Annotated in this window: 23 protein-coding genes; 22 read left to right on the forward strand and 1 reads right to left on the reverse strand. The window is 66.4% G+C overall.

The genetic code is table 11. The features are described 5' to 3' along the window. The first annotated feature begins 83 nt into the window (after positions 1 to 83). From WS57_RS16195 to WS57_RS16260, 14 genes are all read left to right on the forward strand, one after another. Entirely contained in the window at positions 84 to 1,856 is a 1,773-nt protein-coding gene (locus WS57_RS16195; protein WP_230945456.1) for a DUF2341 domain-containing protein, read from the forward strand. Positions 1,857 to 1,875: 19 nt separating this feature from the next. Next, the gene (locus WS57_RS16200) at positions 1,876 to 2,286 is read left to right on the forward strand and encodes an ExbD/TolR family protein (protein ID WP_009687060.1); all 411 of its coding nucleotides are present in this window, start codon (positions 1,876 to 1,878) and stop codon (positions 2,284 to 2,286) included. 8 nt (positions 2,287 to 2,294) lie between these two features. After that, positions 2,295 to 2,993, forward strand: a complete 699-nt coding sequence (locus WS57_RS16205) for an energy transducer TonB family protein (RefSeq protein ID WP_009687059.1) — start codon at positions 2,295 to 2,297, stop codon at positions 2,991 to 2,993. A gap of 85 nt (positions 2,994 to 3,078) precedes the next feature. Next, a complete protein-coding gene (locus WS57_RS16210; protein ID WP_081056905.1) occupies positions 3,079 to 4,887 on the forward strand; it encodes a putative porin in 1,809 nt (602 codons plus the stop codon). 11 nt (positions 4,888 to 4,898) lie between these two features. Further along, the gene (locus WS57_RS16215) at positions 4,899 to 5,591 is read left to right on the forward strand and encodes a hypothetical protein (protein WP_059519327.1); all 693 of its coding nucleotides are present in this window, start codon (positions 4,899 to 4,901) and stop codon (positions 5,589 to 5,591) included. 55 nt (positions 5,592 to 5,646) lie between these two features. Further along, complete coding sequence (locus WS57_RS16220) at positions 5,647 to 6,231, forward strand: YbjN domain-containing protein (protein ID WP_009687056.1); 585 nt, start codon at positions 5,647 to 5,649, stop codon at positions 6,229 to 6,231. Then, positions 6,228 to 6,659 (forward strand): hypothetical protein, encoded by a 432-nt coding sequence (locus WS57_RS16225; protein WP_069244541.1) that lies wholly within the window; start codon positions 6,228 to 6,230, stop codon positions 6,657 to 6,659. The genes WS57_RS16220 and WS57_RS16225 overlap by 4 nt, the downstream gene beginning before the upstream one ends. Positions 6,660 to 6,746: 87 nt before the next feature. Beyond that, positions 6,747 to 7,610 (forward strand): peptidylprolyl isomerase, encoded by an 864-nt coding sequence (locus tag WS57_RS16230; protein WP_009689747.1) that lies wholly within the window; start codon positions 6,747 to 6,749, stop codon positions 7,608 to 7,610. A gap of 8 nt (positions 7,611 to 7,618) precedes the next feature. After that, a complete protein-coding gene (locus tag WS57_RS16235) occupies positions 7,619 to 8,434 on the forward strand; it encodes a hypothetical protein (protein WP_009689746.1) in 816 nt (271 codons plus the stop codon). Positions 8,435 to 8,495: 61 nt separating this feature from the next. Further along, positions 8,496 to 8,843 (forward strand): hypothetical protein, encoded by a 348-nt coding sequence (locus WS57_RS16240; protein WP_009689745.1) that lies wholly within the window; start codon positions 8,496 to 8,498, stop codon positions 8,841 to 8,843. A gap of 145 nt (positions 8,844 to 8,988) precedes the next feature. Then, on the forward strand, positions 8,989 to 10,329 hold the full coding sequence (locus tag WS57_RS16245; protein WP_155741287.1) for a Do family serine endopeptidase: 1,341 nt from the start codon (positions 8,989 to 8,991) through the stop codon (positions 10,327 to 10,329). A gap of 97 nt (positions 10,330 to 10,426) precedes the next feature. Further along, positions 10,427 to 10,897 carry a hypothetical protein gene (locus WS57_RS16250; RefSeq protein ID WP_009689743.1) on the forward strand — a complete coding sequence of 157 codons (471 nt, stop codon included), beginning with the start codon at positions 10,427 to 10,429 and terminating at the stop codon, positions 10,895 to 10,897. 34 nt (positions 10,898 to 10,931) lie between these two features. Continuing rightward, positions 10,932 to 11,204 carry a hypothetical protein gene (locus WS57_RS16255; protein ID WP_009689742.1) on the forward strand — a complete coding sequence of 91 codons (273 nt, stop codon included), beginning with the start codon at positions 10,932 to 10,934 and terminating at the stop codon, positions 11,202 to 11,204. Positions 11,205 to 12,278: 1,074 nt separating this feature from the next. Then, positions 12,279 to 13,226: a helix-turn-helix domain-containing protein gene (locus WS57_RS16260; RefSeq protein WP_069244542.1), complete on the forward strand. Its 948-nt coding sequence runs from the start codon at positions 12,279 to 12,281 to the stop codon at positions 13,224 to 13,226. Positions 13,227 to 13,355: 129 nt separating this feature from the next. Here the strand turns inward: WS57_RS16260 and WS57_RS16265 are convergent, their stop codons facing one another. Next, positions 13,356 to 13,823: a GDP-mannose mannosyl hydrolase gene (locus WS57_RS16265; RefSeq protein WP_059519322.1), complete on the reverse strand. Its 468-nt coding sequence runs from the start codon at positions 13,821 to 13,823 to the stop codon at positions 13,356 to 13,358. 832 nt (positions 13,824 to 14,655) lie between these two features. On the opposite strand from WS57_RS16265, the gene WS57_RS16270 reads away from it, so the two are divergent. From WS57_RS16270 to gmd, 8 genes are all read left to right on the forward strand, one after another. Further along, entirely contained in the window at positions 14,656 to 14,913 is a 258-nt protein-coding gene (locus WS57_RS16270) for a hypothetical protein (RefSeq protein WP_009689738.1), read from the forward strand. 495 nt (positions 14,914 to 15,408) lie between these two features. Then, positions 15,409 to 16,419, forward strand: coding sequence for a GlxA family transcriptional regulator (locus WS57_RS16275; protein WP_230945454.1), 1,011 nt, complete (start codon positions 15,409 to 15,411; stop codon positions 16,417 to 16,419). A gap of 58 nt (positions 16,420 to 16,477) precedes the next feature. After that, on the forward strand, positions 16,478 to 17,998 hold the full coding sequence (locus WS57_RS16280) for a mannose-1-phosphate guanylyltransferase/mannose-6-phosphate isomerase (RefSeq protein ID WP_009689736.1): 1,521 nt from the start codon (positions 16,478 to 16,480) through the stop codon (positions 17,996 to 17,998). Positions 17,999 to 18,043: 45 nt separating this feature from the next. Then, positions 18,044 to 19,423 carry an undecaprenyl-phosphate glucose phosphotransferase gene (locus WS57_RS16285; RefSeq protein WP_009689735.1) on the forward strand — a complete coding sequence of 460 codons (1,380 nt, stop codon included), beginning with the start codon at positions 18,044 to 18,046 and terminating at the stop codon, positions 19,421 to 19,423. A 126-nt stretch (positions 19,424 to 19,549) separates the two neighbouring features. Further along, positions 19,550 to 20,653 (forward strand): polysaccharide biosynthesis/export family protein, encoded by a 1,104-nt coding sequence (locus tag WS57_RS16290; RefSeq protein WP_009689734.1) that lies wholly within the window; start codon positions 19,550 to 19,552, stop codon positions 20,651 to 20,653. Then, the gene (locus WS57_RS16295; RefSeq protein ID WP_009689733.1) at positions 20,650 to 21,090 is read left to right on the forward strand and encodes a low molecular weight protein-tyrosine-phosphatase; all 441 of its coding nucleotides are present in this window, start codon (positions 20,650 to 20,652) and stop codon (positions 21,088 to 21,090) included. Before WS57_RS16290 ends, WS57_RS16295 begins: the two co-directional genes overlap by 4 nt. Before the next feature lie 4 nt (positions 21,091 to 21,094). Next, complete coding sequence (locus WS57_RS16300; protein WP_059519318.1) at positions 21,095 to 23,308, forward strand: polysaccharide biosynthesis tyrosine autokinase; 2,214 nt, start codon at positions 21,095 to 21,097, stop codon at positions 23,306 to 23,308. Positions 23,309 to 23,358: 50 nt separating this feature from the next. Further along, positions 23,359 to 24,477 (forward strand): GDP-mannose 4,6-dehydratase, encoded by a 1,119-nt coding sequence (gene gmd, locus WS57_RS16305; protein ID WP_009689731.1) that lies wholly within the window; start codon positions 23,359 to 23,361, stop codon positions 24,475 to 24,477. Positions 24,478 to 24,481: the final 4 nt, after the last annotated feature.

Genomic DNA, 24,481 nt, shown 5'->3' on the forward strand with positions numbered 1-24,481 from the left:
ATTTTTGATCGGACGGGTCCCGCGCCGAGCGCCGGGATCGTTCATACCGGGAGTGGATCGTGAAGCGAGTCTTGTTTTTACTGATGGCCGTGATGCTGGGCGTGCTGCCCGGCATTGCGAACGCGTGGTGGCAGAACGACTGGTCGTACCGGAAGGCCATCACGATCGATGCCGGCCCGAAGGGGGCGAACCTGACGGAGTCGGCCGGTCGCGTGCCGCTGCTCATTCGCCTGCATTCGGGCAACTTCCAGTTCGACGGCGTCGCCGACAACGGTGCGGACATCCGCTTCGTCGCGGCCGACGACAAGACCCCGCTCAATTACCACATCGAGCAGTACGACGCGATGCTCGGCGTCGCGCTGATCTGGGTCGACATTCCGCAACTGCCGGCCGACGCGTCGCAATCGATCTGGATGTACTACGGCAACAAGAAGGCGCCGGACGGCGGCAAGCCGGCCGAGACGTTCGATGCGGACTACACGCTCGTCTATCACTTCAACGGCGCGTCGGGCGTGCCGCCGAAGGACGCGACCGCGTACGGGAACAACGCGCAGAACGCGCCGTTCAAGACCATCGAGGACGGCATCGTCGGCAAGGGCGCGCAGTTCGACGGCAGCAGCGCGCTGACGCTGCCGGCCAGCCCGTCGCTGAACGTCGCCGCAGGCGGAAGCTTCACGTTCAGCGCATGGGTGAAGCCGTCCGCGCTCGCGCCGAACGCGTTGCTGTACAGCCGCCGCGACGGCGCGAATGCGCTGCTGATCGGCCTCGACAACGGCGTGCCGTTCGCGCAGGTCGACGGCGGCGCGGCACCGGTGCGCACGCCCGGCGCGGCGCCGGTCGCGGCGAACCAGTGGACCTATCTCGCGGTGACGGCCGACGGCAAGAACCTGACCGTCTACGCGAACGGCAAGCAGGTCGCGCAAGCGGCCGCGACGCTGCCCGCATTGGCGGGCGCGGCGGCAGTCGGCGCGGACGTCCCCGGCGCGCCGGCGGGCTTCGGCGGCTACACGGGCGCGATCGACGAGCTGCGGCTGTCGAAGATCGCGCGCTCGCCAGTCGCGATCGCAGTCGACGCGCTCGCGCAGGGCTCCGAATCGAAGCTTGTCGCGTATGGCAACGACGAGAAGCAGTCCGGATTCGGCTTCGGCTACTTCGGCGTGATCGTGCAGTCGGTGACGGTCGACGCGTGGGTCGTCATCACGATCCTGCTCGCGATGGCCGCCGTGTCGTGGGTCGTGATGTGGAGCAAGGCGCGCTATGTCGGCACGGTCGACAAGGCCAACCAGTTCTTCGTGCAGCGCTTTCGCGAAGTGGCAGGCCGCCATCTGGTCGGCCTCGCGCATGTCGACGAGAACAGCGCCGAAGGGCGCCGCCTGTACCAGTCGTCGTTGTACCGGCTCTATCGCGCGGGCGTCCATGAAATCCACAGCCGCGTGGACGGCAACGGCCGCACCGTGATCACGACGGAATCGATCGAGGCGATCCGCGCGTCGATGGACGCGACGCTCGTGCGCGAGAACCAGCGGCTGTCGAAGTCGATGGTGCTGCTGACGATCGCGATCTCGGGCGGCCCGTTCCTCGGCCTGCTCGGTACGGTGGTCGGCGTGATGATCACGTTCGCGGCGATCGCGGCGGCCGGCGACGTGAACGTGAACGCGATCGCACCGGGTATCGCGGCCGCGCTGCTCGCGACCGTCACGGGCCTGTTCGTCGCGATTCCGGCGCTGTTTGGCTACAACTATCTGCTGATCCGCAACAAGAACGTGACCGCGAACATGCAGGTGTTCGTCGACGAGTTCGTCACGCGGCTGGCCGAAGCGCACCGCGCGCCGGATCACGCCGTGCTGGCCGACTGAACGCACGCAGGAGACCACCATGCAGGTTCAGGACGACGACAAGCCGTACGACGACATCAACATCACGCCGATGCTCGACCTGGCATACGTGCTGCTGATCATCTTCATCATCATGACGACCGCGTCGGTGCAGGGCATCAAGGTCGACCTGCCGAAGGCGAGCTCGTCCGCCAGCCTCGCGAAGCCGAAGACCAAGGCAATCACGGTCGCGGATTCGGGGCAGATCTTTCTCGATGCGTACCCGGTGACGATGGACGAGCTCGAAAGCCGGCTGCGTACCGAGAAGGCAACCAGTCCCGAGTTTCCGATCGTGCTGAAAGGCGATGCGGCGGTGCAGTACCAGCGCGTGATGGACGTGCTTGACCTGCTGCGGCGCCTCGACCTGTCGCAGGTCGGGCTCGTGACCGGCAAGTCGAAACAGGGCGGCTAGGGACGGCGATGGAAATGACCTACAACGGCGGCTCGCCGGACAAGGGCCCGGGCCGCTACGTGAAGCCGGTCGTGATCGCGCTCGTGGTCGCGGCGATCGCGGCGCTGATCTGGCATTTCGCGAGCGACACCGCGGGCGTGAAGCGCGCGAGCGCGCCGCAGGTGACGACGGTGATTCCGCTGCCGCCGCCCCCGCCGCCGCCGAAGCAGAAGCCGCCGCCCGAGAAAGTGAAGGAGGAGGTGAAGACGCCGGTCGACAAGCCGACCGTCGCGCCGAAGCCCTCCGAGGCGCCCAAGCCGTCGGACAACCAGCCGAAGCAGATGACGATGAACGCGCCTGCGCAGGCCGGCACGGACAGCTTCAACATCGGCGCGGGCGATGGCTCGGGGATGGTCGGCAGCGGCGGCGGCGGCCGGTTCGGCAACGCGAGCTATGCGCAGTACATGGTCTATGTGCTGCAGCGCGCGATCGAGCAGGACAAGGGGGTGCAGGACGCGGGCGGCGCGCGGTTCGCGGGCAGCCTGAACCTGTGGATGGATCCGTCGGGGCGCATCACGAAGGTGACGATCGCGCAGTCGACCGGCGACGCGAAGATCGACGCGGCCGTGGTGGCGGCGGTCGAGTCGCTCGGCAGGGTCGACGAGGCGCCGCCGCCCGCGACCGCGTATCCGGTGCTCGTCAGGTTGCAGGGCCGCAAGCCGGCCTGACGGCGCGCGCGGCGAACACGTCATGGGGCAGGTCCGACGCACGGATGCTGCCGGAAGAAGAACGGTCATTGTTCGGAGTGCTTTGATGATGCAGAAGATGAACGGACGGGGTGGGGTTCCCCGCAGCGGGGCGATGCCCCATCGACTGTCGCGCGTCGGCGCGGCGGCGCTGACGCTCGGGCTGACGTGCGCGCCGGCCAGCCATGCGCAGTCGCTCGAAACGCAGGCGGCCACCGGCAGGGCCGCGCCGACCGAAAGCGTGGTGATCAACCTGATCAACCTGCTGGTCAAGCGCGGCGTGCTCACGCAGCAGAGCGCGAGCGAGCTGATCAGCGAAGCGCGCACGGAAGCCGCGCAGGCGCGGACGGCGCGTGCGCCTGGCGCGGTGGGCGGTGCCGCGGTCGTCAACGCGCCGACGCAGCCCGGCGACGTGTCGGTGCCGTACGTGCCGCAGGTGGTACGCGACCAGATCCGCGACCAGGTGAAGCAGGAAGTGATCGCGCACGCCAAGTCCGAGAACTGGGCGCAGCCGAACACGTTCCCGGACTGGGTGTCGCGCATCACGCTCGACGGCGACCTGCGCGTGCGCGACGAATACCATTTCTACGGCAGCCGCAACGCGAACAACGTGACGAACTTCGCGGCGATCAACCAGGGCGGCGGGTTCGACATCAACCCGAACACCAATACGACGCAGTTGCCGACGCAGAACACTACGCAGAACCGCAACAACCTGCTGCGCTACCGCGCGCGGCTCGGCGTGACCGCGCAGCTGTCCGACACGCTGACGGCCGGCGTGCAGCTCGCGAGCGGCAACGACAACGGGCCGGTGTCGACGACGGCAACCGCCGGCGGCGGCTTCGCGAAGAAGAACATCTGGCTGAACAAGGCGTACTTCTCGTACAAGCCGACGACCTGGCTGAACGTGAGCGCCGGCCGGTTCGACAACCCGTTCTTCAAGTCCGACCTGATCTTCTCCGACGATCTCGAGATGGACGGCCTCGCGGTAAACCTGCGCCATGCGCTGCCCGCCGTGCCGGACGTCACGCTGTTCGGCACGCTCGGCGTGTTCCCGATCCAGTACACGAGCGAGAACTTCCCGTCGAACAGCACCGACAAGGCCGGCAGCGACACGAAGTGGATGTTCGGCGCGCAGTTCGGCGCGGACTGGAAGATCGACGCGAAGAACCGCCTGAAGGGCGCAGTCGCGTACTACGACTTCCAGAACATGCGCGGCACGCTGTCGTCGCCGTGCGCGCTGTATCTCGGCGCGACGAGCTGCAGCACCGACAACGAGGCGCCGTCGTTCATGCAGGGCGGCAACACGCTGATCGCGCTGCGCAACATCGTGCAGAACCCGAACCTCGCGCCGGGCCTGACGCCGCAGCCGCAGCTGTTCGGCCTCGCGTACAACTACCGGCTGCTCGACCTGAAGGCGCAGTGGGATACGGTGGTCGCCGACCGCTTCAAGCTGCGGCTCGACGGCGAGTACGTGCGCAACCTCGCGTACAACGACAACAAGGCGTTCAGCGCGGCGTCGCTGCCGGTGAACAACTACGAGTCGACGTCGGTGAACGCGACGCGTGCCGACTATCGCAGCGGCCCGAACGGCTTCCTCGCGAAGGCGACGATCGGCGAGCCCGAACCGCGCGCGAAGGGGCAGTGGAACTTCTCGATTGCGTACAAGTACTTGCAACCGGACGCCGTACTCGATGCGTTCAACGATTCCGACTTCCACCTCGGCGGCACCAACGCGCGCGGCTACGTGATCGGCGCGGCCTATGCGGTCGCACGCGACACCTGGCTGTCGGCGCGCTACCTGAGCGCGAAGGAAGTGTACGGGCCGCCGGTGTCGATCGACGTGCTGCAACTCGAGCTCAACGCCCGCTTCTGATGGAGAGCCGGATGAATACCGCTCAACACGCACTGCTCGCGGCGGCCCTCGCCGGCGCGCTGCTGGCCGCCGCCGGTCCCGCCGGCGCGCAAAGCATCGAGGACAAGCTGCGCGGCCAGCTGCGCTCGACCGTGCAGCAACTGCGCCAGTTGCAGGACACGCAGTCGCAGCTTCAGGCGGAAAAGGCGGCCGCCGAACAGCAGCGCGACGCCGCGCTCGCGCAGTTGAAGACCGCGCAGGCGCAACTCGCGGCGGCAAAGGGCGACTCGGGCGCCGAGGCGGCCGCGAAGCGCGCGCTGGCGCAGGAACGTGCGGCGCGCGAACAGGACGCGCAGGCGCTCGCGAAGTACAAGGCGTCGTACGAGGACCTGCTGACCGTGTCGCGCTCGCGCGACGCGCAGCACAAGCAGTTGCAGGCCGAAATCGGCGCGCGTGACACGCAGCTGAAAACCTGCCAGGCCCACAATGCCGAACTGTATCGCGTCGGCCACGACATTCTCGACGCGTACGAGCATGTCGGCATCGGCACGATCTTCGCGTCGCGACAGCCGTTCGCGAATGCGGCGCGCGTGAGGTACGACGATATCGCGCAGCGCTACGGCGACGCGCTGTATGCGGGCAAGTACGACCCGGCGGCGCGTCCGGCGGCGGCCGCGAATGCATCCGCCCCCGCCGCGACGGCCGCGCCGTCGGGCACACCGTGATCGACGGCGCGTGCCGGCCGACCCGATCGACTCGTTGAAAAAAAGGAACCGAGCCATGCAGGGCAACAAGATGGAAGCGTCGGGCGAGCACCCGACGGAGCAGTTGATCGAGGCGGTCGGCATCGAGCAGCTTGCCGACGTGTTTCGCGCCGCCGGCTACCGGGTGACGGCCACCGAGCAGAACGGTGCGGTGCAGCTGATGAGCGCGAGCCAGGGCGTCGGCTTCGCGGTGCGCTTCGGCAATGTGGTGCCGGCCGCGCAGCCGCGGGACGCGGCCGATGCACGCTATCTCGACTACACGCTCAGCTGCGTGCTGCAGGTGCAGGGCGAGCTGCCCGCGCAACTGGTCGCCGACTGGAATCGCACGAAACGCTTCGCGCGGCTCGCGAGCCACGGGCCGTTCCTCGCGCTCGAAATGGACGTGATCGTTGCGGGCGGCGTGTCGACCCGCTACCTGCGCTCGACGATCGAGCTGTGGGACCGGATGGTGCAGGAATTCCTGCTGCATCTGCGTAACCGGCCGGCGCTCGCCGAGCAGGAAGCCGCCGCGCGTGCGGCAGCTACCGGTCCGGCGGCGGACGGCGCCGAAGTCGCCGCCGACACGGCCACCGACGCCCGCGCGGAAGCGGCCGGGCGATGAACGGACTCGCGCGGCTCGGCGCGACGTTGCGCGCGCTGTGGATCGGCGTGGCTCGTCCGCGGTCCGCGCAGGCCGTCGATGCGGACGATGCGCCGGCCGCGTGGGTCGACTATGCGCGACGCGTCGCGCAGCATCTGGCGGTCGCGCTCGACGATGGCGCGGACGCGGCCGCCTGCCGCGTCCGCGGGCATCTCGAACACCAGGCGGCGCAGGATAACGGGGAGGGCGCGCCGCCGCGTGCGCTGCGGTTGAAGGCCTGGCTCGATGGCAACGGCGCGATCGCGCGGGTCGAGAGTACGCCGGGAATCGGCCCGGCATTCGCCGCCGACCTGCGCGCGGCGCTGGTCGGCCGGGCGGTCGGCGTCGCGCCGCCGTCCGGGATGACGCAGCCGGTGGTGGTGCGCGTGCTCGTCGCGAGCGCGCCGTAGAGAAAGGCGGGCGTCGCGCGTCGCGCGACATCCGGAATCGAGGGCAGCAGTCAGACAGGAACGGGAAAGACGGTGAAGAATCTTGCAATGATCGTAGGCAGCCTGATGCTGAGCATGCCGCTGGCAGTAGCCGCGCAGGACGACGTGATCGCGAACGCGGCGCAGGCGTCGGTCACGCAATCCGATATCGCGACGCTGCTGAAGTCGCTCGGCGAGGAAGGGCGCACGCGCCTCGCGGCCGACCCGGCCGCGATGGACCAGGTCGTGCGCGCGACCCTTGCGCAGAAGGCCGTGCTCGCCGAGGCGAAGGCGAAGGGCTGGGACAAGCAGGCGGACGTGCAGGCGGCCATCGAGCAGGCACGGCGCGACATTATCGTGCGCAGCTATCTCGCGTCGGTCAATGCGCCGCCGGCGGACTACCCGTCCGACGCGGAAATCCAGACCGTATACGACCAGAACCGCGCTGCGTTTACCGCGCCGCGCGCGCTGCACGTCGCGCAGATCTATATCGCCGTCCCGCCGAACGCGGACGCCGCGACCGTCGACAAGGCGCGCAAGCAGGCCGCCGATCTTGCGAGCCGCGCGCGCAACGGCGATTTCGCCGCGCTCGCGAAAGCGAATTCGCAGGACAAGGCCAGCGCGGCCAATGGCGGCGACATGGGCTTCGTGCCCGAGCCGATGCTGGTGCCGGCCGTGCGGCAGGCGGCCGACGCGCTGAAGCCCGGCCAGGTGTCCGGGCCGATCCAGACGCCGACCGGCTTTCACGTGGTGAAACTGATCGACGTGCGCGCCGCCGCGCCACGTCCGCTCGCGGACGTGAAGGAGCGCGTGCGCGCGATGCTGCGCGCGCAGCGCACGCAGCAGGGTGCCCAGGCGTATCTGGCAAAGCTGGGCGGCAACGCGCCGATCAACGAAGATGCGCTGAAGAAGGCGCTCGCGACCGCGCAATAGGCTTCGCCATGATCCTGACGAGTCCCGCGCCCGACGCCGGCCCGACCGATGCGCATCTGCCCGGTCGCGCGGCAGCCGGGCCGGCGCACGCCCGCGCTGCCGATCCCGACGCGTTTCCGGCCGGACCTGCCGGGATGCCGGCATATTGCCCGCTCTGCGCCGGCGCGCTCGAGCCGATGCCCGGCATGCCGGGCCAAGTGCGCCACCGCAGCGCGCGCGTCGCCGCACGCTGCGTGCTGACGACCCGACAGTGCCAGCCCGACGAACTCGTGGTGCGCGGCCTGCGCGACGCGCGCGTCTCGGCGCGCCATCGCGCGCGCTTCGTCGAACAGTGGGAACGGCATTACGCGCTCGCGCGACGCGTATGGCCGGCGTTCACGATGAGCCGGTTCACGACCGTGCTCGCATGCGCGGACGTGCAGGACCTGTGGTCGTATCGGTCGCTGCGCGACGACGACCTGGCAGCCGTCCTGCTCGCGCTGGCCGGCTTCATGCTGGTGCCCGACGAGCGCGCGCCGGGCGATCCGGAGCCCGCCGACGACGCGGTGCGCTGGGTGCGGTTCTGGTTCGAAGCGAGCGTGCGCGACGTCGGCGATCTGTGGACGGCGGGTGCCGACGCGCCGCGGTTCTTTCGCGTCGACTATCGCGACACGCGCGCGACGCTGTTTCCGACCGGCGCGCAGGTGCAGGCCTGGCAGCCGATCGGCGGCATGCGCGAGGCCTGGGCGCAACCCGACGCGGTGTCGAGCGCGGAGATCACGCGATCCGACCATGCGGCGTTCGCGCGTTTCGTCGCGCGTGTGCCGCAGCAGGACAGCACGTGACGAAGCCGCCGAATCGCGGCGGCACAAGCATACGGAGGGTGGCATGACCGGACGGCGAAACATGGGCGTGGCACTTGCGTGCCTGTGGCTGGCGGGCAGCGTGCATGCGCAGGACCGGCCGCCGGCAGCCGGCACCCCGGCGGCGGCACCGACGCGGCCGATCTGCGTCGATGCCGAGGTGGATGGCAAGCGCGCGCTGTCGTACGACTGCCTGAGCGCGCAACTGAAGCCCTTGCCGACGCCGGAAGGCGCTGCGTCCCGGACAGCGGCGGAAGGCCTCGCAACGGCACCGTCAAGCCGGGTCGGCACCTTCAACCTGTCGACCGAGCGCAATCGCTTCGGCTCGAACTGGGGCAAGTCGGTCACGCCACAGCGTCCTGCGCCGCCCGTGGCCGTGCCGCCGAAATGAACGCGTGCGGCGACCAGCGGCCGGGCGATGCAGGCGACGCGCGATGTGGCGGTCGCGACCGCGCGAACGAACGGGGAACACGACGGTGAATCCGGGAATCTGCAAGCGAGGCGCCGCGGCACTCGCGATACTCGCCGCGCTCACGATGGCGGCGCCGGCATCGGCCGCCGACAAGCCGGCGCAGGGCGCGGCCGCCGGCGCGGCGACGCTGCCTAACTTCGCGGCGCTCGTGAAGCGGTACGGCGCGGCGGTCGTCAACATCAGCGTCACCCGCGAGGTCACGCAGATGGGCATCCGGCTTCCGCCGGGCATCGCGCCGGACAATCCGCTCGCGCCGTTCTTCGCGCGCCGCGTGATCGGCAACCGCGAGGAGGTGAGCCTTGGTTCCGGCTTCATTGTCGATGCCGACGGGATCATCCTGACGAATCGGCACGTGGTCGGCGATGCCGCAACGGTCGACGTGACGCTGACCGACAAGCGGCAGTTCAAGGGCAGCGTGATCGGCAGCGATCCGGTATCCGATGTCGCGGTGATCCGGATCGACGCGCGCAACCTGCCGACGGTCGTCACCGGCGACCCGGCGCGTACCGAGGTCGGCGACTGGGTGATGGCGATCGGCTCGCCGTACGGCTTCGCGAATACGGTCACGCAGGGCATCGTCAGCGCGAAGGCGCGCTCGTTGCCGGGCGAGCGCTATATCCCGTTCATCCAGACCGACGTGCCGATCAATCCCGGCAATTCGGGCGGCCCGCTGTTCGACCTGAACGGCCGCGTGATCGCGATCAATTCGATGATCTATTCGAAGACCGGCGGTTATCAGGGGCTCGCGTTCGCGATTCCGATCGACCTCGCGCTCGACGTGAAGGACCAGTTGCTGCGGACCGGCAAAGTCACGCGCGGCCGGCTCGGTGTCGCGCTGCAGGAAGTCGGGCAGGCGCTGGCGCGCTCGTTGCGGCTGCCCGATCCCGACGGCGCGGTGGTCACGCAAGTCGAACCGGGCGGCCCCGGCGCGGCAGCCGGCCTGCAGGTCGGCGACGTCGTGCGCGCGATCGACGGCAAGGCGGTCGCCGATTCGGCCGATCTGCTCGGCACCATCGCTGGCACGCGGCCGGGACGTACGGTCGAACTGCTCGTATGGCGAGCGGGCCGGGCAATGCACGTGCAGGCCACGGTCGGCGCATTCGACAGCGGCACCGCGTCGAACGGCAACCCGCCGGGGCTCGCGCGCATCGGGCTCGCGCTGCGTGCGGCCAGTGAACAGGAACGACGCCAGCTCGGCGTGAAGCAGGCGCTCGTGATCGAGCAGGCGGGCGGCGAGGCCGCGCGCGCGGGGTTGATGGCCGGCGACATCGTACTGTCGGCCAACGGCACGCCGGTCGCGAGCGCGGCGGCGCTGGCCGAGGAGATCGATCGCGCACGCGGCACGATCGCGCTGCTCGTGCAGCGCGGCGGCGCACGGCTGTATGTACCGGTCGAACCGGGTTGAGTGGGCAGCGGACGGCGCGCAATCGCGTGCCGACATGGCATCACGGACGCGACGGCGCATCGCGCGACGCGCGGACTATCGGTTAGCGAGGATCGTCATGCAGCGAAATCAGCGGTATCGCACACCTGGACCCATCGCCGGGTTCGTCGTCGCATGGGCGCTCGTCACCGGCACGCCGGCGCAAGCGCAAACGGCCGACGTGCCGCAGAGCTGGATCAGCTATGCGCAACTGGCCGGCCACCAGTTCCAGGGATGGCTCGAAGGCGACGGACCGGCAGCCGACACGCTGCACGCGTATCTCGAGGATCGCGTGCTACACGCGACGTCCGATGCGCCACCGCCGGCGATTGTCGTCCGCGCGTGGATCGGCGCGACTGGTACAGTCGCGCGTGTCGAGTTCGACTCGCTCGGCAATTCGAACGCGGACGCCGCACTGCGCCAGCTGCTGACCGGGGCCGGTCCGCTGACCGAGCCACCGCCGCCCGACATGCGCCAGCCGCTGCGCGTGCGCCTGAGGTTGATGCCGAACCCGAATGTGGACCACGGGGCTCCGAACCCCGGCTCGTGACGCCGAGCCATCCCGTGATGCACGGAACGCGACCATGGTGCTGCTATTGATCGGCCTCGTCTGCGCCAACGGCGCGCTGGTCGCGTTCGCGCTGCATGTCGACCCGCTGACCGGACGTATCGGCCACGCCGCACGGCGGGCATCGTTCGCCTGGCTGCGGGCCCGCTGGCGTGTCGGCTGGCTCGCGTGGCGGCAGGTCGTGCGCGACACGCTGGCGGGGCGGGACGCTGGTTCGCGCCCGGTTCGGTTGCTGGCGACCGGCGATCGGGATGCGCGGGCATACGCGCGCGAGCGTATCGGCCTTTAGGCGGGCTTGCCGGACATTCGTCAAGTCATGCGTTCACCTCCGGTGAGCGCCCATACGGACCATTCCGGCAATTAGTCGACGTCCATTCGCGCATGTCGTTTTTACCGATCCCGGTTATTGTTTCCGGTGCGCAGCGTGTGGCAGCCGGAAAATTCATCTGTAAATAAATCTCGCCTCGAGCGCAATACGCGGTACCGGTATCACGCGCCGATGCGGCGCGACGTCTGTTTATGTGCGCTGCAGCATGCTTTGCGGGCATTTCCATGATTTATTTTCATGCGCGGTGCACGGCATTAAGGACGCGATAACCTCGCCGAATGATTCCGCGGATGGGGGTGGGCGCGATTGTCATTGCGCGTTATCCCAAAACCGCGGAACCACGCAACGAACCGATATTGCTCATACCATTTCGTATGCCAGACCCGTTGAAAGCATTGGCGGAAATGGACAGGGGAATATCTGCCACTGCATGCGCGCAAACGTTTTACAGCACTCGCGCGCGAGCTGTGGTTTCTCGTCTCGGGGATTAGATGGCGTGCCTCCATCAGCCTGCGTGACTACCAGCCCTTCATCGATGCGCTCGAGAAATCATTCGTATGGCGGAACCTCGCAGGGGTAACGCGCCGTAATCCACTTCGCGATAATCGGCGCGCAAACCGGCTGTGCGCCTTGATTAATCGGCATTGGCATACATCGTGCACGTCGCGTCGCGCGGCTCCAATACGCCGGCAGACGTAACCGGCAGTAAAAAATCAATGATCCAGATCAATGAACAAGCGCACAAAAGTTGTCCGATCACGTGGCATCGTACCGAATTCCGTTAAATCGGTGCCGGATCACCCCCTTGACTGAATCCGTCAACAGCAAGGCGAAATCAGACGCCGACAAGTCAAATGGCTATTTAGACGAATATGATGCGCCGCAGAAAATGTAAAAAATCGTCAAAAGGCAGCGATGATGCAATCAATGTCGAACATATCGAGAACGGGGTCGAACGTGAGTCGTGGTCGAGGGCTGAGTATCGGCCATCCGCGAGAATGCATCATCGTGCTGTTGCTTGACGGATTTTCCGTCATGCAAATGGGCCGGCTCGCGGCAATGTTCGAACACGCGAATCAACTGAGCCGCGCGCGATCCGCATTCGCGGACCGCTACGAGTTGCGACTGTATTCCGCGCATGGCGGGCCGGTCCGATCGTCGTCGGGCGTGCAGATCTGGACGGACGCGCCGCGCATGCCCGACGCGAGCATGATTCATGCGATGTTCGTGCTCGGCGGAGAGGATCCCGCCAGCGATCACGACGACAGCCTGGTGGCCTGGCTGCACAACGCGCACCAGCGCGCGCGCGTGGTCAAGGGCACGAGCGGCGGCGGCAAACTGCTCGCGCGCATCCGGCTGCACCAGAAGGGGCTGGGCACCGCGCCGCTGACCTCGGGCATGCTGGGCAGCGCGCCGGGTGCGAACCAGCGCGCCGACGCGTCCGGCGACGACGAAGGCATATTCTCGACCGCACTGTCGATCGTCGCGCACGACATGGGCTACGAGATCGCGCAGGAAATCGTGAACAGCATGATGCCGGGCGCCAGCCGGAAGATGACGGGCGCCGCGTTCGGACCGCGCGAGGCGCGGGCGAGCGAGCTGATACGCGCGGCCGCGCATCATCTGCGCGTGAACAGCGCAAACCGCATCTCGATCGCCGACGCGGCACAGGCGGCAGCAATGAGCGAGCGGAATTTCCTGCGGCGCTTCAAGAACGAAATCGGCGTCACGCCGACCGAGTTCGTGCTGCGCGTGCGGCTCGAGAAGGCGTGCTGCATGCTCGTCGAAACCGATCTGCCGGCCGACAAGGTTGCGCGGCGCACGGGCCTGGGCAGCGGCGACCGGCTCGCGAAGCTGTTCCGCCAGCATCTGTCGATGTCGCCGACCGAATACCGGACGGCCGCCCGCAACCGGATGTACGCACTGGCGGACGACGCATCCGCCACGGACCTGTCGACCTGGATGAACGGCTCGACGTCGTGATGAAAGCGCCGCGCCGGCCGCGCGCGGCGCGATGTCGTGCCCGGCCGGGCCGGACCGCAGCCTGACGGGCTTCGTGCCGGAATCCGGCATCTGTCTCCTCCTGTTCTGTCGTTGAAGTTGCGTGCGCAACTATCGTGCTGTGACCGCGCTGAAATATGCCTGCGTGTTCGGGTGAACGGTGTGGTCGACGACGATCTCGTCGGCGGCGGCCCAGCGGTACGCAGTGTGCTGGGCATTCGGCAGCGTATCGAGATCGACGTTGCCGCTCAGCTTGTAGCCCAGCACCACGTAGTGAGTCGATACGCCGGGCTCGCCGCCGAAATTGTCTTCGTAAAGATGTTCATACACGCCGACGAGCTCCGCGTCGGCCCGCTCGAGGCCGCCGAGCCCGAGTTCGTCGCGCGCAATGCGGCGAAACGCGTCGTCGAGACGCTCGTTCTTGTGAATGCGCCCGCCGGGCACGAACCAGAAACCCTGTGCCGGACGGTTGACGCGATGACCGAGCAGATAGCCGCCGTCTTCATTCGGGACGATCAGGTCGATCGCGATCAGCGGGGTGGCGTCGACGACGCGCAGGAAGGTATCGAGTGGCAGCATGGTCGATCGGCTCCGGACGGTTCAGCGAATGCGTGCTGGCCAGCGGCGCTCCGCGCATCGCGTGCCTGGTTAATGCACACGCCGATGCGCGACGTAACGTGACGTGCGGTGCCGCAGCGCGCATGCGTTGCATCATCGCGTGCCGACACCGCGCTCGTCGGCCAAAACATCGAATCATTCCGCCAAGCGCCGGCGAACGATGCGCTCGCCTGCTTGCGTGTCGCATGCGTTTCGCATTCACGTTGCAAGGAAGCCTTTCCAATCGGCCATGATCGTGGTTGCGTCCGCCATGTCCGCGCACGAGAATTACGGCGGCGCTAAGCTCCCGACTGGCCTTTCGAGGAGTAGCGTTACCCCCGGAACCTCCTCGGAACCTTGCCTGCGCGCAGCATTGCGCGCAGGCCTTTTTATTCCTTCCGGGTCGCACGCGAACGAGACCCTGTCCGTCCGTTCTGCGCGCGGCTCGCCGCATCGCATGCCGGCGGTTGCCCGCATCGGCGCAGTCGTCAAGGACTGCGTATCAGATCAAATCCGCAGCGGCGCTTCACTGTCGCCACGGCGGTGATCCTGCATCGTTACCTTCATACGTCTGCGTTCGCTTGCACGGCAGCGCGTCGTTCGCGCGGACCAATCATTACTGTCGCCGCGATGCTCTCTCAACGGCCGGCGAAATCGACGATTCGCTGAAACACCATCGAGAAATGATCGGTGACGACTTTGGCGGATCAGGCGGAAATGTTGTCCTGTCGGTCATGTTGCGTTGCAATACGCTAGCAGATTGAGCAGGCCGTCTCCCGACGGTCGATGTCGCTGACCATGGAGCGCGATCGACATGAACACGGTTCTTCTGACGTTGTCGAGGATTTGTCTCGCGTGGATCGTCGTTTATGTGATCTTCAGCATCGTCTCCGGCCTGTGGGCGGGCGCCCGGCACAACCAGGGGCTGCTGCTGCTCGAGCTTCACTCGCATCGGGCGCGCGGCTCCCGGGAAATCGTACGGGCGCGGACGCTGAAGCGCATGGCGCTGCTCGCACTGCTGGCGCTGCCGGTGGGTATCGCGTCGTTCATCGCGAGCGCGGTACTGTCGTAGTCGATCGCCGCGCGCCGTCACCATTCTGCTGTCATCCCCTCGTTGCCGTGTTGCATCGCATCGTGCCAGGCGCTTCGCGGGCGCAATGCCTGGCGGATCGATGCTAGCCGAACATGGGCAGCCCGTCTGGCCGCACCGGCCACCTTCGTGCCTCGCGCACATGCGTCGGCCGCATCGTCTTCGACGCATTCGACAAGCCGATTCGCACCACGCCGCGCTACTCGGACAGACACGCGATGACACGCCGATGAACGCGCCGCCCGCCGCCCGCCGCGCGTGCGGCGCATGTCGTGCGAGCGCCCGTATTTGCAGTCGCCGCGGCGCGGTTCGAGGCTGAATGAATCGGTCGCCGCGACGCCCGCGCATGACGGGCCCGGGAAATCCCGCAGGCTAATCAGACGACAACCTGTTCGAATCGGTCAGCGTTATTTCGCCATTCGGCGAGCTAGGTATGATGCGACGCAACGGGACAGCAATGTCCGTCACGAACGAGAGATGGCGATACGGTTCAACGTCCGAGAGCACGCTATGGGGCATACGAGTCTCGACTATCCGGATGCCGGAGCAGAAGCCGGAGAGGGAAAGAAAGGGCGGCGCGAGACTCGGGACATCGGTGTAGTCGTGTTCGACGGATTCTCGCTGCTCGCAGCAGGTGTAGTGACCGAAGTGTTCGAGATGGCCAACGAGATCTATGCGCCACGCTCGAATGGTCGGCCGTTGTACGACGTGCGCTTCTACTCGTCGGACGGCGGCAGTGTGGCATGGTCTTCGGCGATCAGCGTCAGGACGTATGCGTGCGATGCAGGTTCCGCACGCGCATTCGATGCGCTGTTCGTGGCCGGCGGAGAGGGCGCGCGGCGTGCGGCACGCGACGCGCGGATGATCGACTGGCTGCGCACCGTCGTGCCGCAAACCGGCATCGTCAGGACGATCGGCGAAGGCAGGATGCTGCTCGATGCCGCGCGCACGAAACGGCATGCGGGTGATGCGAACGACGCGGTCCCCGGCGTGGACGATCGGAGTGCATCGGCAAGAGCGGCGTTGTCGCTCGTCGAACGCGACCTCGGCAGCGACGCGGCGCGCGGAATCGCGATGCGCCTCGCGTTGACCGACGAGTCCGCGTCGAACGAGCCGTTGCCGGACCTGCGCAGGACGACGTCGGCAGAACGTGCCAGGGCATCGGCACGCTGGATGCAGCAGAACTGTGAAAGGGCGATATCGGTGAGCGACGCGGTCCGTGTCGCGGCGATGAGCGAACGAAATTTCTTGCGTTGCTTCAAGCAGGAAATCGGCAAGACGCCGTCGGAATTTCTGCGGGAAGTGCGGCTGATGCGGACGATGCAGCTGCTGGCCGGAACCGATCTGCCGATCGGCACGATCGCACGGCGATGCGGATGGGGCAACGGCGATCGGCTGGCGAAGATCTTCCGCAGACGCCTGGATGTGACGCCGTCCGAATACCGGGCACGCGCGCGCGCAGCATCGGAGATCGAAGCGGAATCATAGCGCGGGTGTCGAAGCAGGGACGTTTGAATCGTTGATTCGATTAATAGGAGTACAAATCATGGCCGCACAGATCGAAACGAGGAAGGTCGATCGTGACTCCGTCCAGACGGACCGCGAAGCCGCGATCGATGCACGGGTTCGTATCGCTCCCGTCGTGCTGGCGGGAGGATCGGGATCGCGTTTGTGGCCGATGTCGCGCGAGCAGTATCCGAAGCAGCTGATCGGCGTGCTCGGTGCGGAGTCGCTGCTCCAGGAGACGGTTCAGCGCATGAAGGGATTCGCGTCCGGATCGAATGTGCTGGCGGCGCCGATCGTCGTCTGCGGCGACGAACATCGCTTCGTGACCGCCGAGCAACTGCGCGCAAGCCAGATCGCCGACGCGCGCATCGTCGTCGAACCGCTGCGTCGCGACACCGCGCCGGCGCTGACGCTTGCGGCGGCCGCCGCGTTCGCCGACGGCGAAGACGCGGTGGTGGTCGCGATGCCGGCCGACCATGCGATTGCCGATACCGCGGCGTTCCATCGCGCGCTGACGCTTGCGATCGAGCATGCGGAACGCGGCGCGATCGCGACGCTCGGCGTGCCGCCGACGCGGCCCGACACCGGTTTCGGCTATATCCGGATCGGCGATGCGCTCGGTTCCGGTGCGCACCGCATCGAACGCTTCGTCGAGAAGCCGGCTGCCGAGCTCGCCGAGCAATACGTCGAGTCGGGCCTGTATTGGTGGAACAGCGGCATCTTCGTCGTGCGCGCCAGCGTCTGGCTCGACACGCTGCGTACGTTGCGCCCCGACATGCACGCCGCGTGCCTCGCGGCCTATCAGAACGGCGTCGCCGACGGTCCGTTCTTCCGGCCTCACGAGGAAGCGTTTCGCGAGTCGCCGTCCGATTCGATCGACTACGCGGTGATGGAGCGACTGACGTCCCAGGCCGGTCTCGCTGACGGCGTGGTCGTGCCGCTCGACGCCGGCTGGTCCGACCTCGGCTCGTGGGACGCCGTGTGGGCTGCGCTCGACAAGGATGCGGACGGCAACGTCGGTCGCGGCAAGGTCGTGTTCGAAGGCGCGACATCGAGCTTCGCGCATTCGGAAGGGCGCCTGGTTGCCTGCGTCGGCGTGACCGATGTGGTCGTCGTCGAAACCGACGATGCGGTGCTGGTGGCCGATCGGTCGCGCGTGCAGGACGTGAAGGGACTCGTCAGTCGCATCCGTGCGCAGCGGGCGCCCGAAGCGGATACGCATCGCAAGGTGCGGCGGCCGTGGGGCTACTACGACTCGATCGACCACGGCGATCGTTTCCAGGTGAAGCGCATCGTCGTGCAGCCGGGCGGGCGCCTGTCGCTGCAGCTGCACCACCATCGCGCCGAACACTGGATCGTGGTCAGCGGCACCGCGCTCGTTACGCGCGGCGACGAGCAATTCATGCTGAGCGAGAACCAGTCGACGTTCATCCCGCTGGGCGCCACGCACCGGCTCGAGAACCCCGGCAAGCTGCCGCTCGAAATCATCGAAGTGCAATCGGGATCGTATCTCGGCGAAGACGACATCGTGCGCTTCGACGACACCTACGGACGTCGGTGAAGCGTCGCCGATCGGCAGACTCGGATGGATACGGAGGATCGAAAAATGCTCGGGCTACAAGGGTTGCTGGCACGTCTTCTCGATATCGTGCTGATCGTCGCTGGTTCGCTCGTGGCGTCGCAGTTCCGTTTTCTGCAGGTCGCCGACAATCATTTCGACAGTGCGGTCGTCACGTTCGCCATCGCGTTTTCACTCGTGCTGTTTCCGGCGTTCGGCGTGTACGAGTCGTGGCGCGGCCGTTCGATGCTGCGGCTGGTCGGAAAGATCTCGCTCGCGTGGCTGGTCGTGCAGGCCTGCGGAATCATCCTGATGTTCTCGCTGCATCGCGCCGACGTGATCTCGCGACTGTGGTTCGTCTACTGGACCGCGATCACGGGCGCCACGCTGATCGGGTCGCGCATCACCACGCACCTCGCGCTGCGCAGCGTGCGTCAGGCCGGTCTCAACCTGCGCAGCGTCGCGGTGGTCGGCTACGGCCAGCACTGCCATCACGTGGTGCGCAAACTCGACGACTCGCCGGCCAGCGGTTTTCGCGCCACCGCGATCCTCGATCTGCGGCCGGTCGTGGAGACCGCGCATCCGGGCGTGTCGACGTTCCACGATTTCGACCGGTTCGCGACGTACGTGCGCGATAGCGGCGTGCAGGAGATCTGGCTCGCGCTGCCGTTGTCGGAAGAGGCGACGATCCTGCGCTTCGTCAACGAATTCGGCGACGAGCTCGTGAACATCCGCTTCATTCCGGATGTGCGCAGCGTCGCGCTGTTCGACGGCGCGATGATCGACCTGGTCGGTGCGCCGGCGATCAACCTCGTGGCTTCGCCGCTGTCGCGCCACGCAATGATCCAGAAGGAGATCTTCGATCGCCTGTTTGCCGCGGTGGCGCTGCTGTCGCTGATGCCGCTGATGGTGCTGATCGCGATCGCGGTGAAGCTGTCGTCGCCGGGCCCCGTGTTCTTCAAGCAGTTCCGCAAGGGCGCGGACGGGCGCGAATTCCGCATCCTCAAGTTCCGGACGATGCGCGTGCATGCCGAAGCGGCCGGTGTGGTGACGCAGGCGACCAGGACCGATGCGCGCATCACCCGCGTCGGACGCTTTTTGCGGCGCACGAGTCTCGACGAGCTGCCGCAGTTCCTGAACGTGCTGCGCGGCGAGATGTCGGTAGTCGGGCCGCGGCCGCATGCGATCGAGCATGACCGGCTGTATCAGAAGGTCGTCGATGGCTATATCCATCGCTACCGCATCAAGCCCGGGATCACCGGGTGGGCGCAGGTGAACGGCTATCGCGGTGAAACCGATCGGCTCGAGAAGATGCAGAAGCGCGTGGAGTACGACCTGTATTACCTGCGGAACTGGTCGTTCGCGCTGGATATGCGGATCGTGCTGGCGACGGTAGCGAAGGGGTTGGTGAATCGGAATGCGTATTGAGCGGCAGTCGAAGTCGACGCATGAGTATTGAATTCAACAAAAACCGGGGAAGATCAGATGGGATGCTTCTGGCGAGGGCCTGACGAGCCGGCGGGACGGATTCGTCAAAACACGGTGCGAATCCTGATGGCGACCGCGGCGAGCACGATGCTGGCGGCGTGCGGTATCGCGCCCGGGATGCGGATGTCGTCGCCGGCGACGCTGCCGGTTGAGAGCGGCAGTGCGCAGGAACCGAAAAAGGATGTCGACGTCCCCATTACCGACATCAACCTGAACCTGATTCAACAGCTTCGGGCGGCCGAGGCAGGGGCAGGCGACGAGCGTATCCGCGGGCTGATCGGCAAGCCGCAACCGTACACGCTCGGTGTCGGCGACGTGCTGCAGATCACGGTCTGGGACCATCCGGAGCTGTCCGGCGCACCGACTACGCAGACCCAGAGCGCGCTGCGCCCGGCCGATCCGGCATCCGGGTTCGTGATCGGCGAGGACGGCAATCTCAGCTATCCGTATGCCGGCACGCTGCACGTGGCGGGACTTCGCGTCGACGAGGTGCGGGCGAAGCTGTACGAACGGCTCGCGACGGTGTTCAACCGGCCGCAGCTGACGGTTCGCATCGCGTCGTTCCGGTCGCAGCAGATCTATGTCGACGGCGAGGTGCATACGCCCGGTCCGCAGGCGATCAGCGACATTCCGATGACTTTGTACGACGCCGTGAGCCGCGCGGGCGGCTTTTCCCAGACCGCGGACCAGAGCCGGATGGTGCTGGTCAGAAACGGCACGTCCTATCCGATCAATTTTCCGCAGTTGCTGGCGCGAGGCGAGAACCCGGCCGGCATCGTGCTGCAGAACGGCGACCTGCTGCGCATCGTGTCCCGCGACGACAACGGCGTCTATGTGATGGGCGAAGTGTCGAAGCCGGCGACGGCCATTCCGATGCGCAACGGCAGGCTGTCGCTGAGCGACGCGATCTCGCAGGTCGGCAGTCTCAACAGTGCGACGGCCGACGCCGCCCAACTGTATGTGATCCGCGGATCGAGCGATACCGCGCCCCAGGTCTTCCACCTCGACGCGCGCTCCCCGGTCGCGATGATTCTGGCGAATCAGTTCGAGCTGCAGCCGAAGGACGTGGTCTACGTCGACGGCAACGGGTTGGTACGAATCAGCCGGGTACTGAACCTGCTGCTGCCGGCGATCAATGCCGGCCTGTATGGCGCGATTGCGACGAAATGAAAAACACGATTCTGATCGTCTGCGAAGGAAACATCTGTCGCAGCCCGATGGCGCAAGGTTTGCTGGCTTCAAGACTGTCGACCGTGCGCGTCGTCTCCGCAGGCCTGAGTGCATTGTCGGGCAGGCCGGCGGATTCGACCGCGGTCGCGCTCATGGCCGAGCGCGGCATCGACATCAGCGGGCATATCGCGTCGCCGGTGAACCTGCAGTACGTACGCGATGCCAGCCTGGTGCTCGCGATGACGATGGAACAGAAAAGGAGAATCGAAGAGTGTTACGCCTTTGCCAAGGGCAAGGTGTTTCGCCTGGGCGAAAGCGAGGGCGAAGACGTCATCGATCCGTATCGACAGGATCGCGCCGTATTTGAAGCGTCCATCGCCCAGATCGAGCAGTACATGCCGAATTGGCTAGACGCAATCATTCGAATATTTCATTGATCGCATGGCCTCGATACAAGAAAACCCAATCAACGATCCGGCCGCAGGTGACGCGGTACGGCTTGCCGACTATCTCGTCGTCCTCACGGAGAGCTGGCGTCTGATTGCCGTCATCACGGCAATCGGGGTGTTCGTCGGCGTGTTGTACGCGTTCCTTTCGCATCCGGTCTATCGCGCCGACGCGATGATCCAGGTCGAGGACAATTCGGGCTCGGCCAAGGACGCCCTCGGGGAACTGGCGTCCATCTTCGATACCAAGGCGACCGCCGCCGCGGAAATCGAGCTGATCCGCTCGCGGATGGTCGTGGGCGAAGCGGTCAGTCAGCTGCATCTCGACATCGTCGTTCAGCCGCGGTACTTCCCGATCGTCGGCGCGTGGTTCGCACGGAGGGCCGGCAACGACGGCGTGGCCGCGCCGATGTTCGGCCTCAAGCGATTCGCATGGGGCGGCGAGCGCATCGTCGTGTCGAAATTCGACGTGCCGGACGCCTGGAACCGCAAGACGTTCGTGCTGAAGGCGACGGCCGACCAGTCGTATGAACTGTACGACCCGGACGGCAACTTCGTGCTGCGCGGGAAGGCCGGCGTCGAGGCCGGCGGCGCGCTGAAGGACAAGGGTGTCGCGCACCTTGTCGTCGAACGTCTCGTTGCCCGTCCGGAGACGGAATTCCAGCTGGTGCGCAATTCCACGCTCGCGACCATCGACGCGATCCAGAAGTCGCTGACGATCGACGAGAAGACGAAGGACTCCGGCATCATCGGCCTGAAGCTGGACGGTGCCGACAATGCGCGGACGACCGAAACCGTCAACGCGATCGCGCGCAACTATGTGAAGCAGAACATCGACCGCAAATCGGCCGAGGCTGAACATACGCTGACCTTCCTCGATCAGCAGTTGCCGCAGCTGCGCAAGGAGCTCGACAGGGCCGAGGACCGCTACAACGCGTTCCGCAACAAGAACGGCACGGTCGACCTGTCGGAGGAAAGCAGGCTGCTGCTGCAACAGATCGTCGACAACAAGACGAAGCTTCTCGATCTTCAGCAGCAGCGGCTCGGGCTGGCCGAGCGCTTCGCGCCCACGCATCCGTCGATCGCGGGGCTCGATGCGCAGATCAAGGCGATGCAATCGACCCAGGATGCACTGACGCGTCGCATATCGATGCTGCCCGACACCGAACAGACCGCGCTGCGGCTGCTTCGCGACGTGCGGGTCAATACCGAGCTGTATACGAACCTGCTCAACAGCGCGCAGCAGCTCAAGATCATGAAGGCTGGCCAGGTCGGTAACGTTCGCGTGGTCGACTATGCGGAACTCGCGGAACGGCCGTTCCGGCCCAACCGGCCGGTCGTCGTGGCGCTTGCCGCCGTGCTCGGTCTGCTGGCGGGCGTCATCGCGGCCTTCGTGCGCAAGGCGCTGTATGGCGGCGTCGAGCATTCCGAGGAAATCGAGTCGATCGGACTTCCGGTTTACGGCGTCGTGCCGCACAGCGAGAAACAGAAGCAGATCCATCGCGGCTCGCAGGCCGGCAGCGCGAATGCCCGCGTGCTGGCGGTCGAGGCGCCGACCGACGTCGCCATCGAGGGCGTGCGCAGTTTGCGCACCGCACTGCAGTTTGCGCTGCTCAACGCGGAAAACAACATCGTGATGGTGACCGGGTCGCGTCCCGAGGTCGGCAAGACGTTCATCTCGTCGAATCTGTCGGCGGTACTGGCTGCGACCGGGAAGCGCGTCCTGCTGATCGATGCAGACATGCGGCGCGGTGACGTGCACACGTATTTCGGATTGAAGCGGCGGGCAGGCTTGTCCGACGTGATCGGCGGAGCGGAATTCGACCGCATGGTGCTCCGCGACGTGGTGCCCGGACTCGACGTGCTGCCCAACGGCATGTCGCCTCCGAACCCGTCCGAACTGCTGATGAGCGAACAGTTCCGCGCGCTGCTCGACTACGGCTCGCGTCACTACGACATCGTGATCGTCGATACGCCGCCGGTGCTCGCGGTTACGGACTGCGTGCTGATCGGCAAACACGCGGCGACGACGCTGCTGGTCGTGCGACACGGCTTCCACCCGCTGTCCGAGATCCGGGAGAGCGTGAAGCGGCTCCGGAACGGCGGCGTGATCGTGAAGGGCGCGCTGTTCACCGACGTACCGCAGCGACGGGTCGGCTACGGCACCTACTACGCAGGCTACTACGGATACGAGAGCAACGCAGGGTGAGGCTTTCCGCTGTCAATCGAAACCATCACGAAACCCGGTAAGGAAACAACATGGACCGCAAAGTTGCATTGATCACAGGCGTAACCGGCCAGGACGGCTCGTATCTTGCCGAGCTGCTGCTGAACAAGGGCTACCACGTGCACGGCATCAAACGCCGCTCGTCGCTCTTCAACACGGATCGCATCGACCACCTGTACCAGGACCCGCACGTGTCCGACGCTCGATTCGTACTGCATCACGGGGACCTGTCGGACTCGACCAGCCTCGTCAGGATCATCCAGCGCGTACAGCCCGACGAGATCTACAACCTCGCTGCGCAAAGCCATGTCGCCGTGTCTTTCGAGGAGCCCGAGTACACGGCGAACGCCGACGGCATCGGCGCGCTGCGCATTCTCGAGGCGATCCGCATCCTCGGGCTCGAGAACAAGACGCGGTTCTACCAGGCATCCACGTCGGAACTCTACGGCCTGGTCCAGGAGATCCCGCAGAAAGAGACGACGCCGTTCTATCCGCGCAGCCCGTACGCGGTGGCGAAGCTGTATGCGTACTGGATCACGGTCAACTATCGCGAGGCGTACGGCATCTACGCGTGCAACGGCATCCTGTTCAATCACGAGTCGCCGGTGCGGGGCGAGACCTTCGTGACGCGCAAGATCACGCGTGCGATCGCCCGTATCGCCGTCGGCCTGCAGGATTGCCTGTACCTCGGCAATCTCTCGGCGCTGCGCGATTGGGGGCATGCGCGGGATTACGTCGAAATGCAATGGCTGATGCTGCAGCAGCAGCAGCCGGAGGATTTCGTGATCGCCACCGGCGTGCAGTACAGCGTGCGCGACTTCGTGCAGCGCGCAGCAGCCGAGCTCGGCATCACGATCCGTTTCGAGGGACATGGCGTCGACGAGGTCGGCGTGGTCGAGGCGATTGACGGCCGGGACAGCAAGATCGCCGTCGGCGACGTGATCGTTCGCGTCGACCCGCGCTATTTCCGGCCGGCCGAGGTGGAAACGCTGCTGGGGGACCCGACGAAGGCGCATGAAAAGCTCGGCTGGAAGCCCGCGACACCGTTCGCGCAGCTCGTCAAGGAGATGGTCCAGTCCGATTACCAGGCCGCCAAGCGCGATGCACTGATCAAGCTGGCGGGTTTCAAGGCGTTCGAATACAACGAGTGAGCGC

It is taken from the genome of Burkholderia pseudomultivorans (assembly GCF_001718415.1).
GTDB classification, from domain to species: Bacteria; Pseudomonadota; Gammaproteobacteria; order Burkholderiales; family Burkholderiaceae; genus Burkholderia; species Burkholderia pseudomultivorans_A.

Coding starts and splice junctions, on each gene's coding strand:
- WS57_RS16250 (WP_009689743.1), top strand. CDS start 10,427: ATGCAGCGAAATCAGCGGTATCGCACACCTGGACCCATCGCCGGGTTC.
- WS57_RS16205 (WP_009687059.1), top strand. CDS start 2,295: ATGGAAATGACCTACAACGGCGGCTCGCCGGACAAGGGCCCGGGCCGC.
- WS57_RS16265 (WP_059519322.1), bottom strand. CDS start 13,823: ATGCTGCCACTCGATACCTTCCTGCGCGTCGTCGACGCCACCCCGCTG.
- WS57_RS16270 (WP_009689738.1), top strand. CDS start 14,656: ATGAACACGGTTCTTCTGACGTTGTCGAGGATTTGTCTCGCGTGGATC.
- WS57_RS16235 (WP_009689746.1), top strand. CDS start 7,619: ATGATCCTGACGAGTCCCGCGCCCGACGCCGGCCCGACCGATGCGCAT.
- gmd (WP_009689731.1), top strand. CDS start 23,359: ATGGACCGCAAAGTTGCATTGATCACAGGCGTAACCGGCCAGGACGGC.
- WS57_RS16255 (WP_009689742.1), top strand. CDS start 10,932: ATGGTGCTGCTATTGATCGGCCTCGTCTGCGCCAACGGCGCGCTGGTC.
- WS57_RS16280 (WP_009689736.1), top strand. CDS start 16,478: ATGGCCGCACAGATCGAAACGAGGAAGGTCGATCGTGACTCCGTCCAG.
- WS57_RS16230 (WP_009689747.1), top strand. CDS start 6,747: ATGATCGTAGGCAGCCTGATGCTGAGCATGCCGCTGGCAGTAGCCGCG.
- WS57_RS16285 (WP_009689735.1), top strand. CDS start 18,044: ATGCTCGGGCTACAAGGGTTGCTGGCACGTCTTCTCGATATCGTGCTG.
- WS57_RS16200 (WP_009687060.1), top strand. CDS start 1,876: ATGCAGGTTCAGGACGACGACAAGCCGTACGACGACATCAACATCACG.
- WS57_RS16195 (WP_230945456.1), top strand. CDS start 84: ATGGCCGTGATGCTGGGCGTGCTGCCCGGCATTGCGAACGCGTGGTGG.
- WS57_RS16220 (WP_009687056.1), top strand. CDS start 5,647: ATGCAGGGCAACAAGATGGAAGCGTCGGGCGAGCACCCGACGGAGCAG.
- WS57_RS16290 (WP_009689734.1), top strand. CDS start 19,550: ATGGCGACCGCGGCGAGCACGATGCTGGCGGCGTGCGGTATCGCGCCC.
- WS57_RS16260 (WP_069244542.1), top strand. CDS start 12,279: ATGCAAATGGGCCGGCTCGCGGCAATGTTCGAACACGCGAATCAACTG.
- WS57_RS16300 (WP_059519318.1), top strand. CDS start 21,095: ATGGCCTCGATACAAGAAAACCCAATCAACGATCCGGCCGCAGGTGAC.
- WS57_RS16275 (WP_230945454.1), top strand. CDS start 15,409: ATGGCGATACGGTTCAACGTCCGAGAGCACGCTATGGGGCATACGAGT.
- WS57_RS16225 (WP_069244541.1), top strand. CDS start 6,228: ATGAACGGACTCGCGCGGCTCGGCGCGACGTTGCGCGCGCTGTGGATC.
- WS57_RS16245 (WP_155741287.1), top strand. CDS start 8,989: ATGGCGGCGCCGGCATCGGCCGCCGACAAGCCGGCGCAGGGCGCGGCC.
- WS57_RS16210 (WP_081056905.1), top strand. CDS start 3,079: ATGATGCAGAAGATGAACGGACGGGGTGGGGTTCCCCGCAGCGGGGCG.
- WS57_RS16240 (WP_009689745.1), top strand. CDS start 8,496: ATGGGCGTGGCACTTGCGTGCCTGTGGCTGGCGGGCAGCGTGCATGCG.
- WS57_RS16295 (WP_009689733.1), top strand. CDS start 20,650: ATGAAAAACACGATTCTGATCGTCTGCGAAGGAAACATCTGTCGCAGC.
- WS57_RS16215 (WP_059519327.1), top strand. CDS start 4,899: ATGAATACCGCTCAACACGCACTGCTCGCGGCGGCCCTCGCCGGCGCG.